Raw genomic sequence first — 15,827 nt, forward strand, 5'->3', positions numbered from 1 at the left:
CGGCTGGACCCTCGGTCGACACCAAGGGTCACGGGAAAACTACCGAACGCAGTCAACCACGGGTGTGGCGTACACGACGAACGGCCGCTCCCCCCCGGGAGCGGCCGTTCGGTACGTCGGTTACTGGCGGCCCAGCGCGCGGTAGGTCCAGCCCGAGGCGCGCCAGAAGGTCGGGTCCAGGGCGTTGCGCCCGTCCACGATCCTCTTCTGCGCCACCACCGTGGCCAGTTCCTCCGGGTTGGCCTCGCGGAACTCCGCCCACTCGGTGAGCAGCAGGACCACGTCGGCGCCGCGCGCGGCCTCCAGCATGGAGTCCGCGTAGTTCAGCTCCGGGTGCTCCTCGCGCGCACGCTCCAGCGCGGCCGGGTCGTACACGGTCACCCGTGCGCCCAGGGAGGCGATGGTGGAGGCCACGTCCAGCGCCGGGGAGTCGCGGATGTCGTCCGAGTTCGGCTTGAACGCCGCGCCCAGGACCGTCACGGTGCGCCCGGCGAAGTTGCCGCCGATCAGCTGGCGGGCGATGTCGATCGTCCGCGCGCGGCGGCGCTGGTTGATCGCGTCCACCTCGCGCAGGAAGGACAGCGCGGGCTCCACCCCGAGCTCGTCGGCGCGGGCCATGAACGCCCGGATGTCCTTGGGCAGACACCCTCCGCCGAAGCCCAGGCCCGGCCCGAGGAACTTGCCGCCGATGCGGTCGTCGTAGGACAGCGCCTCGGCCAGCTGGATGACGTCGGCGCCCGCGACCTCGGACACCTCGGCCATCGCGTTGATGAAGGAGATCTTGGTGGCCAGGAACGCGTTGGCGGACACCTTGACCAGCTCGGCGGTCTGGAGATCGGTGACCAGGAACGGGACGCCCTCGTCCACCTGCTGCTGCCAGAGCGCGCGGACGGTCTTCTCCACCCGGGAGGAGTCCGTGCCGATCACGATCCGGTTCGGCCGCAGGGTGTCCTCCACGCCGAAGCCCTCACGGAGGAACTCCGGGCTCCAGCCGAGTTCGGCCTCGGCGCCGACCGGCGCGAGCGCGGCCAGGCGCGCGGCCAGGGTGGCGGCGGTGCCCACCGGCACGGTGGACCGTCCCACGACCACGGTCGGCCGGGTCAGGTGCGGGGCGAGCCGCTCCACGGCGGAGTTGACGTACCGCAGGTCGGCGGCGCCGGAGTCGTCCCGCTGGGGAGTGCCCACGCAGATCAGGTGCACGTCGGCGAACTCGGCGGTCTCCGCGAAGTCCGTGGTGAAGCGCAGCCGACCGGTCTCCAGGTTGGCGGTCAGCAGTTCGTCGAGTCCGGGCTCGAAGAAGGGGACCCTGCCGGAGCGCAGCATGCTGATCTTGGCCTCGTCGACGTCGAGGCCGATGACCTCGTAGCCCATCTCGGCCAGGCAGGCGGCCGTGGTGGCGCCCAGGTAGCCGGTTCCGATGACGGAGACCCGCATACGTTCCGCTTCGACCACTGGTGTTCCTTCCTTGCTTCCGCACGCGCCTCACCAGCTGGTGTGCCCGCTGGAGGCGGCTCACATCCCGCATGAGGGCAGAAAACGGACATGGTTCGGCCGACGGGTAGTCCGTGGGGGACGGTGCATCACCCTACGCGTCGGGGTCTGGCGCGTGACCGAACAACACGTGAACAGTCAGGCGGTCAGGTTACCGGCGGGTGGGGGGCGGTACGCACCGGGGGAGGAGTGTCGGGATTCACGCGGCGTGGCGGGCTGACCTTCACTCCTCGTCCCGCGAGGGATCGCCGGGGCTCAGTGTGCGACACCGCGGAGCCTTCGTGGCAGCGCACAGCAGGGGAGACGGCCGCTCGAACCGGTGGCGGCTCCGCCACCACCGGCGAGAGCATCCGGAAAAATCGCCCTAGTAGCGCCCGTCTCCGAACGACCCGCTGTGACCGGGATCCTCGTCCACCGGGGTCCACACCGCGCCGCTCTCCCCGCGACGGAACGGTGTCGTCGTCCTGCTGGGATCGTCGAGACGCCGCACGGGGGAGGAGGGCGGCGGCACGTCCGGAACGGTGTCGCCCGCCGGGCCGCCGTCGTTCCAGATCCGCTTCGGGTCGACCAGCGTGACCGACTCACCGTCGAACTCCGGCTCGGGCGGCCGCCCGCCCCTCTGGAAGTCCTCGCGGCTGTGGCTGGCCACCACACGGGCGGCCGGGAGGCCCGCCGGGCCGGTGTCGGCGGCCGCCCGCCACCGGGTCGGCGTCGTGGCGGAGACCAGCAGCAGCACGCCGAGGGGGAGCGCGACGCCGAGCCCCGCGCCGCTCGGGTACAGGAAGCTCTCCTCGTTGAGCCAGTACAGGGCCGGACCCACCGAGTCGAGCGCGACCACCGGCCACAGGCACAGGGCCACGAGCAGGAGCCCGGAGGCGCCCGCCGCCATCGGGGAGAACCTGGACGCCACGAGAGCGGCGCCGACGATCCCCACCAGGCACAGCACCACCACGGAGAACACCGTCGCGACGCTCACGTCACCCTCGGTGATCTTCGGGAGGAGGTCGGCCGACCACGCGACACCCACCCACAGCACGGGGGCGAGGGCTATTCCGGAGAGCAGACCGACCAGGTGGCGGAGCACGATTCCCTTCCTTGGCGGGGTCACCCGCAGATGTTGTCCTTCGCGGTCGTGGTGCCCGGTTCGGCGCTCGCGGAGGGCTCCTCCTGCGGTGCCGCCTCGGTCGCCTCGACCCGGGGGGCCTCGAACGTCGTGTGGTTGAATCCGATCACGACCTGGAGGTCGTCGTCCAGGGTCCGGTCCTCCACGGTCCGCGAACCCGGGAGGGTGGACGCCAGGAACTCGGCCGCCTCCTCCTGGCCCGGCCCGAACCTGACCTCGGTGGTGGGGACGTCGCGGCTGCTCCAGTTCTCGGCCACGTCCGTCACGTCGAACCCGGCCGTGGCCAGCTGCGAGTCCAACTGCGACCCCAGCCCCGGGGTGGCCGTGCCGTTGAACACCCGCAGACTGATCTCGGACGGCGCCGGTTCAGCGTCCTCCTCGGCGGCCTCCGGCTCCTCCTCGGGCTCCGACAACGGGCGGTCGGCGTTGATGGTCGCGAACATCTCCCGCGCGGCGGGCTCGTCCCACAGCAGGGCCACGTCGCCTCGCGGTGTCCAGTGCTCCATGTCCGCGATGGGCACCTGCGCGAACGTGACGTTTCCCAGGTCGACGTCGCGCATCTGGTACGCGAGGTCGTTGATGGTGCTGGTGTCCAGCCCCTCGTCGACCGTCACGGACGTCAGCGCGCTGTCCAGGAACGCGGTCAGCTTGCGCGGATCGGAGAGCGTCTCGGTGCTCATGGCCCGGTCTAGCATGGCCGACAGCACCTGCTGCTGCCGGTCGATCCGGTCCAGGTCACCGCGCGGGGTGGCCCGGGTGCGGGCGAAGGCCAGGGCCTCGGCGCCGTCCACCCGGTGCGTCCCGGCCTGCATGTCCAGGTGTGCCTTGGGGTCGTTGATGGCCTCGGGCAGACAGACGTCGATCCCCTCCAGGGCGTCCACGACCTCCACGAACCCGGTGAAGTCCACCTCGACGTAGTGGTCGATCCGCACGTCGGTGACGGACTCCACCGTCTGGACGGCGAGCTGCGGGCCACCGTAGGCGTAGGCGGCGTTGATCTTGTCGTCGCCCTCGCCGGGGATGTCCACCCACAGGTCGCGGGGGAGGCCCACCACGGTCAGGTGGTCACGCTCGTGGTTGAGCCGGACCAGCATCATGCTGTCCGAACGCTGCCCGGGCGTGGACCCCACGCTGAGCGCGTTCTTGTCCTCCTTGCTCATCTCGTCGCGGCTGTCGGAGCCGATGACGAGGAAGGTGAGTCCGCCGGTCTCCTCCGGCCGGTCACCGTCGGCCAGCCCGCCGAACACGTCGAACCGGTTCAGCGACCCCGACATCCACCCCGTGATCGCCCACGAGGTCCCCGAGGCGAGCAGGACCAGCACGGAGAGCACGCTCATCAGGACCAGGCCGTTGCGACGGCGGCGCACACGCGGCTCGGGGACGGTGAACCGACCGGACCGTGACGAGCGCCGCCGACCGGGTGGCTGAGGCTGCGAGCGCTCCCGTCGGAACTCGCCCGGCTTCCTCTGCCTTCCGGCGTCCTCGTCGCTCATCGGCGTCCCCGTCCCACCCGTTCCACGGTGTCCTAGGCATCCGGTACCTGGGTATCTAGGTTGTCACCCGATCGGCCGAAGGGTGCGAGATGTCAACCCTCGGCGTGTTGTTCTCCCCTTTGGGTGAGACGCCGTGATCAGCGGAGGAGTTCTCCGGGACCCGAACGTCTCGACACTCCCTCCCCGCGCGTCGCTCCCGCGCGCCCCGCGACCCGGCCGTCCGGCGGCCCGCGTGCAGTACCGTTGAGCCCGCGCCACCGTCGAGCGAGCCCGGGGCCCCGCGCCCCTGGAGCCCTCACGGTGTCACGCAGTCCCGACAGTCTTGACCTTGGGAAGTGCCCGTGTCCTGGCCGCCTGTCTCCGTCGTCATGCCCGTACTGAACGAAGAGCGCCACCTCGCCGCAGCGGTGGAGCACGTCCTCGCCCAGGAGTACCCGGGCGAGCTGGAGGTCGTTCTGGGTGTGGGCCCCTCCTCGGACCGCACCCGCGAGGTCGCCGACGGCCTCGCCGCGGCCGACCCGCGCGTGAAGGTGGTGGACAACCCGACGGGGAGGACCCCCGCCGGGCTGAACGCCGCCATCGGCGCCTCCACGCACGACGTCGTCGCCCGGATCGACGGGCACGCGATGATGCCCTCGGACTACCTCCGGGTGGCCGTGGAGACCCTGGAGGAGACCGGGGCGGACAACGTCGGCGGCATCATGGCCGCCGAGGGCACCACCCCCTGGGAGCGGGCCGTGGCCGCCGCCATGACCTCCAAGGTGGGGGTGGGCAACGCCCGCTTCCACACCGGAGGTGAGGGCGGCCCCGCCGACACCGTCTACCTCGGCGTCTTCCGTCGTTCGGCCCTGGAGCGGGTCGGCGGCTACGACGAGGCGTTCCTGCGGGCGCAGGACTGGGAGATGAACCACCGCATCCGCACCACCGGCGGCACCGTCTGGTTCCAGCCCCGGATGCGGGTCTCCTACCGTCCGCGCCGCAACGTCCGACTGCTCGCCAAGCAGTACTTCCACTACGGGCGCTGGCGGCGCGTGGTCGCCCGCCAGCACAAGGGCACCATCAACCTGCGGTACCTGGCCCCGCCGGTGGCCGTGGCGGGGATCGTGCTCGGACTGGTCGGCGGCGTGTTCCTCTGGCCGCTCCTGCTGGTGCCCGCGGCCTACCTCGCCCTGATCACCGCCGCGTCGGTGCCGCTCGCCCGCGGCCTGCCCGCGTCCTCGTGGCCGCTCATCCCGGTCGCGCTCGCCACCATGCACATGTCGTGGGGCGTCGGCTTCATCACCAGCCCTCCCGGGCTCGGCGCCGACTCCCGCACCGCACGCACCAGCAGCGAGCCCGCGAGCGGTTCCGGCGGCGCCTGACGGGTACGGCCGCGTCCGCCGCGTTCGCGTGGCGCCCGGCGCGCCGCGGCCGCATCGGCCACAACTGGACGACGTCCGCCCTCGATCGGGGGCGGACGTTCTGCTAGGCAGGGTTCAGGCGGCGGCCCCGGGTCGGCGGGGCGGCGGAGAACCGGAGAAGGTGTCGATGGACGAGTTGCGTGGCGACCAGGCGGCCTGGGTCTTCGACGGGGAGTCGGTCTCCATCCGTTACGAGACGAAGGGCTGGTTCAAAAGCCCGCTCCTCCGACTCCTCGGCACCCTGGAGGTACCCGTCGCGGCCGTCCGCGAGGTCGACTTCCGTCCCGGAGCCGGTCGCAAGAACGGCTGGGTGATGCACCTGCGGCTGCACGAGCGGATGGACCCCTACGAGGCCGTCGGCGCGATGCTCGACGAGAAGGCCCAGCCCTTCCGGCTCACCGGCCCCGCCAAGACCGAACTGGTCGCGGAGTACCTGGCCGACCAGCTCCGCTTCGCCGCGAGCCAGGCGGAGGACCCCCACCCCGCGATCCCGACCCGCCTGGTCCCCGCCCTGCCACTGCACATCATGACCTGCGAGGGCACCGCGCGCCTGGAGGGCGACCGCCTCACCCTCGTCTGGGCGGGCAGCTACGCGAGCGGTTACAAGAAGAAGAAACAGCGCCGCGAGTACGACCTCGCGGAGATCCGGGGCGTGGAGTGGGCGCCCCTCGACGACTGGGGCTGGGGCTTCGTGCGGTTCGTCACGGACCAGAGCGCCAAGGAGGCCTCGGCCAAGCCCAGGAACGACCTCAACCTGCTGCGCGCGGGCGAGGAGGGCAACGAGATCCACCAGGTCTTCCTGCTCGCGGCCACCGTCACCGCGCACCGCTGGGCGCGCGGCGCGGACCGGCTCGCACTGGGCTCCGGCGAGGTCGCCGACGGCGACGCCCGGCCCGGCCCGGCCGACCCGGAGTGGTGGAAGGACGCGGCCCGCAACGCCATGGAGGCCGTGCGCGCCCCCCGGCTCAACGCGGACCTGCCCGAAGGCGGGGACCCCCGGCCGGACGACGGTGCGGTGGCTCCGGTGGGAACCGGCCCCGCACCCGCCGCCGCAGGGGCGACGGGCGCGGACACCACGTGGATCTTCGAGCAGATCGAACGGCTCGGAGCCCTGCACGCCAAGGGCCTGCTCACCGACGAGGAGTTCAGCGAGAAGAAGGCCGAACTCCTCGACCGGATCTGAGCGAGCCCCTACTCGGCACCCCCGGCACCCCCGGCACCCCCGGCGCCCCCGGGGCGGGCGAGGGCGGCCACCGCGCCCGGAACGTCGTCCACGACCACGGCGTCCATCCCGGCCGCCGCGAACCGCGCCGCGTCCACCGGGGCCGGGCACCAGGAGATCAACTCCAGCCCGGCCCGGTGCGCCGTCTCCACGGTGTACTCCAGAGCCCGGCGCCCCGGCCTCGGACCGTCGTCCGCCAGACCGAGGGCCCGGGCGTCCACCGCCACGATCGGACAGCCCAGCCCCACCGCGCCCGGGATCGCGGTGTCCGCAGGGTTGCGCACGTACGGCATCCACGCCGTCGCCACCCCCGGCGCACCCTCGCGCACCCCCAGCAACAGCCCGGGGTCGAAAGAGCACACGAACACCCTCCGGCGCCCGGCCTCGCGGCGCAGGAACGGCAGGACCAGGGAGAGCGTCCGCCGCGACGCGGCGTCCACCCCGTCCTCCATGACCGTCTTCACGTCCACGTCCAACCCCAGCTCGGGCGGGATCGCGGCCAGCCCCTCCTCCAGGCCGACCAGACCCTCCGCCCGGCACTGCGCCTCCGTCAGCTCCACGATCGCCCGGCCGTCGTCCAACGCCGCGTTGTGGAAGAGCACCAGCCGGTCGTCGGCCGTGCGGCGTACGTCGATCTCGATCCAGTCCGCGCCGGTACGCGCCGCCAGCTCGAACGACGCGGGCGTGTTCTCCAGCGCACCACCGACCACACCCCGGCCCGCGCCCCGATGGCCGATCACCTCGGTCGCCTCGAACACCCCGCTCACGACGCGGCCCCCTGACCGGCGTCCTCCCGAGCCCGGCGCAGCAGTGTCTCCGCGATCTCCACGTCACCCGGGTTGGTCACCTTGATGTTGGTCTCGTCCCCCGGCACGATCCGCACCTCCTCCTCCGGCAGGTACCGCAGCACCACCCCGCAGTCGTCGGTGGCCACCAGCCCCGGATCGGCCGTCGCCAGCTCGTAGGCCCGGCGGGCCACCCCCAGCCGGAACCCCTGGGGCGTCTGCATCCTGCGCAGCCGTGAACGGTCGGGGGTCCGGGCGATCACCTCACCGCCGTCGCTCCCCGGCGCCACCTCGACCACGGTGTCCGCGCTGGCCACCGCCACCCCGACCGCCCCGGCCGACCCGAGGGCCGCGACACAGGCCGCGATCGTCTCCGGACGCACCAACGGACGCGCCGCGTCGTGCAGCAGGACCAGGTCGGAGTCGGCCGCCCCCGCCATCGCCGCGAGCGCCGCGACCGAGGTGTCGGTCCGGGTCGCCCCGCCCGGCAGGACGCGGGACACCTTGGTGAAACCCGCGTCGGCCACGATCTCCTCGACCCGGTCCACGAACCCGTCCACCATCAGCACGACGATCTCGTCCACCTCGGGACTGGCCTCGAACGCCGCGATCGAACGCTCGATGATCGGCCGTCCCGCCAACGGCAGCAACTGCTTGGGTGAAGGGGCACCCATCCGTGAGCCGACCCCTCCGGCCAGGACCGCCGCGATCACGCGTGTGGGCATGCTTGAACCTTTCTCCTCGGGCCTCCGCTTCGCTTCGGCCCGTGTTCGGCGCCTTCGCAGAGGGATTCCTCATCCTCGTCCACGCCCGGCGCTCGTTCCGCCCCAGCGGGGTGGTGAGCGAGGTGTCTGTTGGGCCCCTTGCGCGTGATGGGGATTGCTGGGGGATCGGGCCGAGTGGGGGTGTGACCGGCGGTCGCGTCGGATCGACGGGACCGCCGGCCCGTCCGCGAACCATACGAATGAGGCGGGCGCGGCACGTGGTTGGCACGGTCTGTCCCATGCAGCGGTAACCTATGGACGCCTGTTGGGCGTGCCCGGTCGCTACCTCCTCTGATCCGGTAGCGGAGCCGGGCGCGGTGCGCGACTTCCCCCGGTCGCCCGGATGCCCCCTCTTCCGGTCCGGTGAGGAACCGACCGGGCAGACGGTCGGTGCGCGCAGGCGAGTTCGTAGACGCGACGTCCGGCACATCGTGATCCGGACGATCTCAAACCTTGGAGGTGGCGGTGGCGTCAAGGACGCTGGCCGTCTGGGAGAACCGGAAGGTCGTCGGCCTCCTGGTCCGGCGCGACCTGAAGGTCAAGTACCAGCAGTCCGTGCTGGGATACGCCTGGACGATGTTGGAACCCCTCGCACTGACGTTGGTGTACTTCTTCATCTTCGGTTACGTGCTCCAGGCCGACCGCGGGATACCCGAGGACGCCAAGGCGCAGGGCGGCTACATCCTCTTCCTCGTCGCGGGCATCCTCCCGTGGACCACCTTCGGGGCGATCCTCAGCGAGGCCCCGCGCGCGATGATCACGCACTCGAAGCTGATCACCACCATGAAGGTCCCGCGTGAGATCTTCCCCATGGCCACCGTCGGCACCAAGTTCGTCGAGTACCTGCTGACCTGGCCGGTGCTGCTGATCTTCGTGTTCGCGCTGGGCGGCCGGTTCAGCTGGGAGGGCATGCTCTTCTGGCTGCCGCTCGCGATCGTGCTGACCTTCATGTTCGGGCTGGGCGTGACCCTGTTCCTGTCCGCGGTCAACGTGTTGCTCCGTGACGTGGAACGACTGACGCGTATCCTGACCCGGATTCTGTTCTACGGGTCGGCGATCCTGTTCCCGGCCACGATGGTCCTGCAATCGGGCGCCCCGGGTTGGGCGAAGACGATCTACGAGCTGAACCCGCTGATGGGTATCTTCCAGATGCACCGTACGGTGTGGTTCGCCGGATTCGAGGAACTTACGCCCAGTCCTCTCGCGTTGACCTCTGCGGTGGTCGGTTCCCTCCTGATGCTCGTCATCGGGTACTGGACGTTCCGGCGCCTGGAGATGTCCGTTCTGAAGGAGTTGTGATGGCGTCCACCTACGAGGCCGCGGTCGCCAGCGGTCCGGTCATCGAGGCCCAGGGCCTCGGTGTGAAGTTCGCCGTGAACCGCCGCCGCAAGCGGAGCCTCCGTGAGATGTTCATCCACGGCAACAAGCGCGACCCCAACGCCGAGGGCAACGAGTTCTGGCCGCTGCGCGACGTCTCCTTCGAGATCGGCAAGGGCGACTGCGTCGGCATCGTCGGCAAGAACGGCACCGGCAAGTCGACCCTGCTCAAGATGATCGCCGGGGTGCTCCTGCCCGACGAGGGCAAGGTGAGCGTGCACGGCAAGGTGGCCCCGCTGCTGGAGCTGCGCGCCGGGTTCAACGACAACCTGACCGGGCGCGAGAACGTGTACCTGGTCGGCTCGCTGCACGGCATGAGCGAGAAGGAGATCGACGAGCGCTTCGAGGACATCGTCGACTTCGCGGAGGTCAAGCCGAAGTTCATCGACACCCCGGTCCGGCACTACTCCAGCGGCATGAAGGTGCGCCTGGGCTTCGCGCTCATCTCCCAGCTGGAGCACCCGATCATGCTGGTGGACGAGGTCCTCGCGGTCGGGGACAAGGCCTTCAAGCGCAAGTGCTACGAGGCCATCGACCGCATGCTCGCCAACGAGCGCACCATGGTGCTGGTCTCGCACAACGAGAAGGACCTGCGCCGCTTCTGCAACCGGGGTCTGTACATCAAGGGCGGCGCGCTCGCCCTGGACACCGACATCGACTCCGCCCTGGCCGCCTACAACGAGGACACCAAGGCGGAGATCGAGGAGCGCAAGAAGAAGGACGCCGCCAAGAAGAAGCGCGCCGAGGCGGCGGAGAAGAAGGTCGAGGCCGAGGAGAAGGCCGTGGACCCCGCTCCGGAGGAGCCCAAGGACGGCAACGAGGGCAAGGACGGCGGACAGGCCGCCTGACTCACCCCTGAAAGAGCGCATCCCGGACTGTTCCGGAGGTGCGCTCTTTCGTGTCCGGAACTGTCCGTAAAGGCCGAAGAGGGGACGACGGGCGCCATACGCGTGTCAGTGGTTGATTGTACACAGAGCGTGGGTGACGGTGACTCTCAGTTGATACTGGGAGGGCACGGACATGACTGGCACAGTGACGCGGGTGACCGCGCGCATGTTGGAGCGCAGGCACGTCACCCGTTCGGGGGTGACCCGGATCAGTCTCGTGGCGGCGGTCGCCGCGGCCGTCTGGTTCAGCCGGGCCGACGCCGTCGGCGCGGCGGCCGGATCGGCCCTGCTCGGGCTGGTCCTGTGCTGTGACGCCGTCCGCGCCCGGATGCGCGCCCACCGTCGGGACGCCCTCACCGTCTGGACGGTGTCCATGGTGGCGCCGCTCCGTGAGTACGTCGTCTACGTCGGCCTGGCGTTCGGGGCGGCCGCCGCCGGGTTCGCCAGCGCCTGGGGGTGGGCTGCTGGCGCGCTGATCGCCCTGGCCCTGCGTGACGCGCTCCTGGTGGCCCGCTCGGCCCCTCCCGCGTCCTCGAACCCGAATCCTCTCGCCCTGCCCTCACAGCGTCGTCCTGAGGGCCTCCGGCTGCCCGGTCCCAGGGTGCCACCGCCCCGGGACGGTTCCTCGGAGACCGTCACCCGGGTCCGGCCGGTGGCCGGGGCGGAGCCCGCCGAGACGTCCGAGAGCCTCTCCCTGATCCACCTGGCCCGGCGGATCATGGTCTTCGGCCAGCCGACCCGGTTCCTCGTCATCGCGGTCGCCACCGTCGCCTTCGACGCGCGGATCGCGTTCCTCAGCCTCGTGGTCGGCTGCGTCGTCGCGATCACCGGCGAACTGGTCGACCCCTCCTCGCGGGAGCCCCGTCCGTGAGCGCGGGGGAGACGCCCGCGCGCGAGAGGTTCCTGCCGACCGTCCCCGACCTCCGGTTCCTCCGTGATGACAGTCACATGGGGGCTCTGCTCGGAAGGGTGGCGCCGGGCCTCGCACCACCGCTGCTCACCACGGTCGCCGGGGCCGTCGTCGTGCTCGTCCTGATCGTGGCGGACGGGGGACGGCTGACAGGCATTACCCTGTTCGCACCGGTCGCTGCCCTGCTACTGTCCGGTCTGGCCTCGGGCCACCCCCACGACGGGCGGTACGACTGGCTCGTACCCCCGCTCCTGCGCGTCACCGAGTACAGCTACCTGGCGGTGGTCGGGCTCGCGTCCGGTGTGCCCGGTCTCCTGGTGTTCGTACTCTTGGTAACGATCGTCTGCCACCACCGTGACGACGTCGCTCGTCCCGCGGTCGGTGTGCGCCGGTCGGAACGGGTACGGCGCGCCGCGCTCGGCTGGGACGGCCGCATGCTCGTCATCGCGGTCGGGGGCGCGTTGTCCGCCCTCACCGCCGCCTACGGCATACTCGCCGCATACCTGGCGATCTTGCTCGTTCGCGAGGCCGTGCGCACCTGGAGCGCCACACCGGTGTCCGACGTCCGCGTCGGCACCGCGACGGAAGGCGGCGACGGCACCGACGTCCTGGGGGATCACCCGATCACCCGCCAGGGAGACGGGGGCCAACCGGCCGCCGGAACGAACGGGGAGGCGTGAGAGCCTCCTCGAACTAAGGAGGAACACGCCCTCATGCTCGGAATGGTTCTCGCCGCAGGCGCGGGGCGCCGTCTGCGTCCCTACACCGACACCCTGCCCAAGGCCCTGGTTCCAGTCGACGGCGAGACGACCATCATGGACATCTCGCTGCGCAACCTGGCCGCCGCCGGGCTCACCGACGTCGTCGTCGTGGTCGGTTACCGTGCCGAGGCCGTCGAGGAGCGCAAGGAGGCGCTGGAGAAGCGCCACGGCGTCAAGCTCACCCTCAGCTACAACGACAAGGCCGAGGAGTGGAACAACGCCTACTCCCTGTGGACCGCGCGTGAGTTCTTCTCCGAGGGCGTCCTCCTCGTGAACGGTGACACCGTCCACCCCGTGAGTGTCGAGGAAACGCTACTGGCCGCCCGGGGACCGGAACTCCTCCTCGCGGTGGACAACGTGAAAAACCTGGCCGACGAGGAGATGAAGGTGACCCTCGACGAGGACGGTCACCTCAGCACCATCACCAAGCTCATGGACCCCGCGACCGCCGCCGGTGAGTACATCGGCGCCACCCTCATCGAGGGTTCGCTGGCCCCGCGTCTGGCCGACGCCCTCAAGGCCACCTGGGAGCGCGACCCGCAGCTGTACTACGAGGACGGCTACCAGGAGCTCGTCCGGCGCGGCGAGAAGATCTCCGTCGCCCCCATCGGCAAGGTCGACTGGGTCGAGGTCGACAACCACGACGACCTGGCCAAGGCGAGGGAGATCGCGTGCCACTACTAGCCCGAATGCTTCCCTCCCCGCTGGCGATCGACGTCCGCAGGGGAGCCATCGCCTCGCTCGGGACCGTGCTGGCCGACCGCCGCATCGCGACCGAGGGACGCATCGCCGTGGCCGTGGGCCCGGGGCAGGGCGCGCAGATCGCCGCTGACCTGGACCTGCCGCAGTGCGAGGTCTTCCAGGTCGAGGAAGGCACCGTCGACGCCGCGACCGAACTGGGCAAGAAGCTGCGCTCCGGCGCCTACGAGGCCGTGGCCGGGATCGGTGGCGGCAAGACCATCGACGTCACCAAGTTCGCCGCGACCATGGCGGGCATCCCGATGGTGGCCGTGGCCACCAACCTGGCCCACGACGGCATCGCCTCCCCCGTCAGCTCCCTGGAGCACGAGGGCGGCAAGCCGTCCATCGGCGTCACCATGCCCATCGCCGTGGTGATCGACGTCGACTACGTCCAGGCGGCCCCCTCGCACCTGGTCCGGTCCGGCATCGGTGACGTGGTCAGCAACATCTCGGCCATCGAGGACTGGGAACTGGCCGGGAAGGTGAACGGCGAGCCGGTCGACGGCATGGCGGTCACCTTCGCGCGCGTGGCGGCGGAGGCGGTCCTGCACCGTCCCGACTCCATCGACTCCGACGGGTTCCTCAAGGTCCTGGCCGAGGGCCTGGTGCTGTCCGGGATGGCCATGTCCGTCGCCGGTTCCAGCCGTCCGGCCAGCGGCGCCTGCCACGAGATCCTGCACGCCGTCACCCAGCTGTACCCGGGTACCAGCAACCACGGCGAGCTCGCCGGTCTGGGCGCGCTGTTCGCGTCCTACCTGCGGGTGAGGCACCTGGACTGGCCGCAGGCGCGGCTGGAGGAGATCAGGGACTGCCTGCTCCGCCACTCACTGCCGATCGTGCCCTCCGACGTGGGTCTCGACGAGGCCTCGTTCGCGCGTGCGGTGGCCCACGCCCCGGGCACCCGCCCGGGCCGGTTCACCATCCTTGAACACCTGAACCTCTCCGAGGACGAGATCGGGCGGAGTGTCGCGGACTATGTCGAAGCCGTCGGTCGCTGAGGTCCGCGCGGGCGGCCAGCCCGCGGGGATCAAGGAGCGCGTCAACGAGGAGCACTGGGCGGGCCGTCTCTACATGAGGGACGTCTCCCCGTACCTGTCGACCCTCTTCGTGCGGCTGCGCGTGCCACCGAACCCCATCACGTACCTGATGATGGTGTTCGGTGTGCTCGCCGGTGTGATCGTGGCCTTCGGCGGTCTGTGGTCGGCGGTCCTCGCCGCCGTGTTCGTGCAGGTCTACCTCCTGCTGGACTGCTCCGACGGCGAGGTGGCCCGGTACACGGGCCGCACCAGCGTGGCCGGGATCTACCTGGACCGCATCGGGCACTACGTGTCCGAGGTGGCCCTGCTCGTCGGCCTGGGCATCCGTGCGCAGGGCGAGTTCGAGTCGGGCGGCTGGGTGATCCTGGGCATGACCGCCGCGCTGGGGGTCGTCCTGATCAAGGCCGAGACCGACAACGTGGTGGTGGCCCGGGCCAAGGCCGGGCTGCCGGAGAACATCACCGAGGAGGCCATGCGGCCGAAGTCCTCGGGGCTGAGCCTGGCTCGCCGCCTGGCCTCGGCGCTGAAGGTCCACCGCCTGATCCAGGCGGTGGAGCTGTCCCTGATCGTGGTGGTGGCGGCCGTGGCCGACCTCCTCCTCGGGGACCTGCTGGCGACCCGCGTGCTGGTGGTGGCCTGTGCCGCCGTCGCGGTGCTGATGAGTTTCGCGCACTTCGTGAGCGTGCTCGCCTCCCGCCGCCTGGAGTAGCGGGAGCACCCACGTTCGACGTCACTGGCGGAGCCGTGGACGCTACCCCGTCCGCGGCTCCGTACACGTCGCTTTTATTCTTTCGTTAGTCTGTTTCTGCGAACGTTGACATGTGTCCACCTGTCAGCCGCACGACGTCCACTGAACGGTCGCAACCATGGCCACACCCGTGATCCCTCCATCGCAAGGCTCCGGCGCGCCCACGGCGCACGACAACCGTGCGCCCAGAGCCGAACGGAGCAGTTCCCAGGTGCCTGGAAAGCCCACACTGTCCTGCGTCCTGCTCACCATGGGCAACCGCCCGGCCGAGCTGCGGCGCGCGATCACGAGCGTGTTCGAGCAGCAGGACGCCGACGTCGAGGTGGTCGTCGTCGGCAACGGCGCCGACCTGCCCGAGCTGCCCGAGGGCGTCACCACCGTGCGGCTCCCGGAGAACGTGGGCATCCCCGCCGGACGTAACGAGGGCGTGCGGGCGACCAGCGGCGACGTGGTCCTGTTCCTGGACGACGACGGCTGGTACCGGTCCATGGACCTGGCCCGGCACGTGCGCGAGCGGTTCGCGGCCGATCCCGCGCTGGGCGCGCTGTCGTTCCGGATCGCGGACCCGGACGGCGGCCCCGACCAGCGCCGTCACGTGCCCCGGCTGCGCGTGGGCGACTCCCGTAAGTCGAGCGTGGTGACCACGTTCCTCGGCGGGGCGAGCGCCGTGCGGCGCACCGCCTTCGACGAGGGCGGCGGCCTGCCCGGCGAGTTCTTCTACGCCCACGAGGAGACCGACCTCGCCTGGCGGATCATGGACGCCGGGTACACGATCGAGTACGACGCCGACGCCGTGATGTACCACCCGGCGGTGGCGCCGACGCGGCACGAGAACTTCTACCGGCTCAACGCCCGGAACCGGGTGTGGCTGGCCCGCCGCAACCTGCCGTGGCCCCTGGCCTTCGCCTACCTGGGCACCTGGGTGGGGCTGACCGTCCTACGCGAGCGCGACCGCGAGGCCCTGAGGTCGTGGTTCTCCGGTTTCCGTGAGGGCTGGCGCGAGGACGCGGGGCGGCGTACGCCGATCAGCTGGCGCACCGCCTGGCGGATGACCCGCGCCGGTCGTCCCCCGGTCATCTGACGGTTGG

The 15,827-nt window shown here is 70.9% G+C and carries 15 protein-coding genes; 10 read left to right on the forward strand and 5 right to left on the reverse strand.

The window, feature by feature from the left end; genetic code table 11:
* Window positions 1-120: 120 nt before the first annotated feature.
* From ACFW3L_RS19375 to ACFW3L_RS19385, 3 genes are all read right to left on the reverse strand, one after another.
* Window positions 121-1,452 (reverse strand): UDP-glucose dehydrogenase family protein, encoded by a 1,332-nt coding sequence (locus tag ACFW3L_RS19375; protein ID WP_378742376.1) that lies wholly within the window; start codon window positions 1,450-1,452, stop codon window positions 121-123.
* A gap of 403 nt (window positions 1,453-1,855) precedes the next feature.
* Complete coding sequence (locus ACFW3L_RS19380; protein ID WP_378742378.1) at window positions 1,856-2,575, reverse strand: YIP1 family protein; 720 nt, start codon at window positions 2,573-2,575, stop codon at window positions 1,856-1,858.
* A gap of 20 nt (window positions 2,576-2,595) precedes the next feature.
* Window positions 2,596-4,107, reverse strand: coding sequence for an LCP family protein (locus ACFW3L_RS19385; protein WP_378742380.1), 1,512 nt, complete (start codon window positions 4,105-4,107; stop codon window positions 2,596-2,598).
* A gap of 341 nt (window positions 4,108-4,448) precedes the next feature.
* Between ACFW3L_RS19385 and ACFW3L_RS19390 the strand changes: the two genes are divergently transcribed.
* Window positions 4,449-5,468 carry a glycosyltransferase family 2 protein gene (locus ACFW3L_RS19390; RefSeq protein WP_378742382.1) on the forward strand — a complete coding sequence of 340 codons (1,020 nt, stop codon included), beginning with the start codon at window positions 4,449-4,451 and terminating at the stop codon, window positions 5,466-5,468.
* A gap of 166 nt (window positions 5,469-5,634) precedes the next feature.
* Window positions 5,635-6,690 carry a DUF4429 domain-containing protein gene (locus tag ACFW3L_RS19395; RefSeq protein ID WP_378742384.1) on the forward strand — a complete coding sequence of 352 codons (1,056 nt, stop codon included), beginning with the start codon at window positions 5,635-5,637 and terminating at the stop codon, window positions 6,688-6,690.
* 8 nt (window positions 6,691-6,698) lie between these two features.
* Here the strand turns inward: ACFW3L_RS19395 and ACFW3L_RS19400 are convergent, their stop codons facing one another.
* Complete coding sequence (locus ACFW3L_RS19400) at window positions 6,699-7,496, reverse strand: glycerophosphodiester phosphodiesterase (RefSeq protein WP_378742386.1); 798 nt, start codon at window positions 7,494-7,496, stop codon at window positions 6,699-6,701.
* On the reverse strand, window positions 7,493-8,239 hold the full coding sequence (locus ACFW3L_RS19405; protein ID WP_378742388.1) for a 2-C-methyl-D-erythritol 4-phosphate cytidylyltransferase: 747 nt from the start codon (window positions 8,237-8,239) through the stop codon (window positions 7,493-7,495). Before ACFW3L_RS19405 ends, ACFW3L_RS19400 begins: the two co-directional genes overlap by 4 nt.
* Window positions 8,240-8,731: 492 nt before the next feature.
* Here ACFW3L_RS19405 and ACFW3L_RS19410 point away from each other — a divergent pair, with 492 nt between their 5' ends.
* From ACFW3L_RS19410 to ACFW3L_RS19445, 8 genes are all read left to right on the forward strand, one after another.
* A complete protein-coding gene (locus tag ACFW3L_RS19410; protein ID WP_378742390.1) occupies window positions 8,732-9,577 on the forward strand; it encodes an ABC transporter permease in 846 nt (281 codons plus the stop codon).
* Complete coding sequence (locus tag ACFW3L_RS19415; RefSeq protein WP_378742392.1) at window positions 9,577-10,503, forward strand: ABC transporter ATP-binding protein; 927 nt, start codon at window positions 9,577-9,579, stop codon at window positions 10,501-10,503. The genes ACFW3L_RS19410 and ACFW3L_RS19415 overlap by 1 nt, the downstream gene beginning before the upstream one ends.
* Before the next feature lie 172 nt (window positions 10,504-10,675).
* Entirely contained in the window at window positions 10,676-11,413 is a 738-nt protein-coding gene (locus tag ACFW3L_RS19420) for a hypothetical protein (RefSeq protein ID WP_378742394.1), read from the forward strand.
* 77 nt (window positions 11,414-11,490) lie between these two features.
* Window positions 11,491-12,132 carry a DUF5941 domain-containing protein gene (locus ACFW3L_RS19425; protein ID WP_378742477.1) on the forward strand — a complete coding sequence of 214 codons (642 nt, stop codon included), beginning with the start codon at window positions 11,491-11,493 and terminating at the stop codon, window positions 12,130-12,132.
* 33 nt (window positions 12,133-12,165) lie between these two features.
* A complete protein-coding gene (locus tag ACFW3L_RS19430; protein ID WP_378742396.1) occupies window positions 12,166-12,897 on the forward strand; it encodes a sugar phosphate nucleotidyltransferase in 732 nt (243 codons plus the stop codon).
* 5 nt (window positions 12,898-12,902) lie between these two features.
* Window positions 12,903-13,952, forward strand: coding sequence for an iron-containing alcohol dehydrogenase family protein (locus ACFW3L_RS19435; protein ID WP_378742398.1), 1,050 nt, complete (start codon window positions 12,903-12,905; stop codon window positions 13,950-13,952).
* Window positions 13,930-14,700, forward strand: a complete 771-nt coding sequence (locus ACFW3L_RS19440; protein WP_378742400.1) for a CDP-alcohol phosphatidyltransferase family protein — start codon at window positions 13,930-13,932, stop codon at window positions 14,698-14,700. The genes ACFW3L_RS19435 and ACFW3L_RS19440 overlap by 23 nt, the downstream gene beginning before the upstream one ends.
* Window positions 14,701-14,989: 289 nt before the next feature.
* The gene (locus ACFW3L_RS19445; RefSeq protein ID WP_378742479.1) at window positions 14,990-15,820 is read left to right on the forward strand and encodes a glycosyltransferase family 2 protein; all 831 of its coding nucleotides are present in this window, start codon (window positions 14,990-14,992) and stop codon (window positions 15,818-15,820) included.
* Window positions 15,821-15,827 lie beyond the last annotated feature (7 nt).

The organism is Nocardiopsis sp. NPDC058789 (genome assembly GCF_042745575.1).
In the GTDB taxonomy this organism is placed as follows: domain Bacteria; phylum Actinomycetota; class Actinomycetes; order Streptosporangiales; family Streptosporangiaceae; genus Nocardiopsis; species Nocardiopsis eucommiae.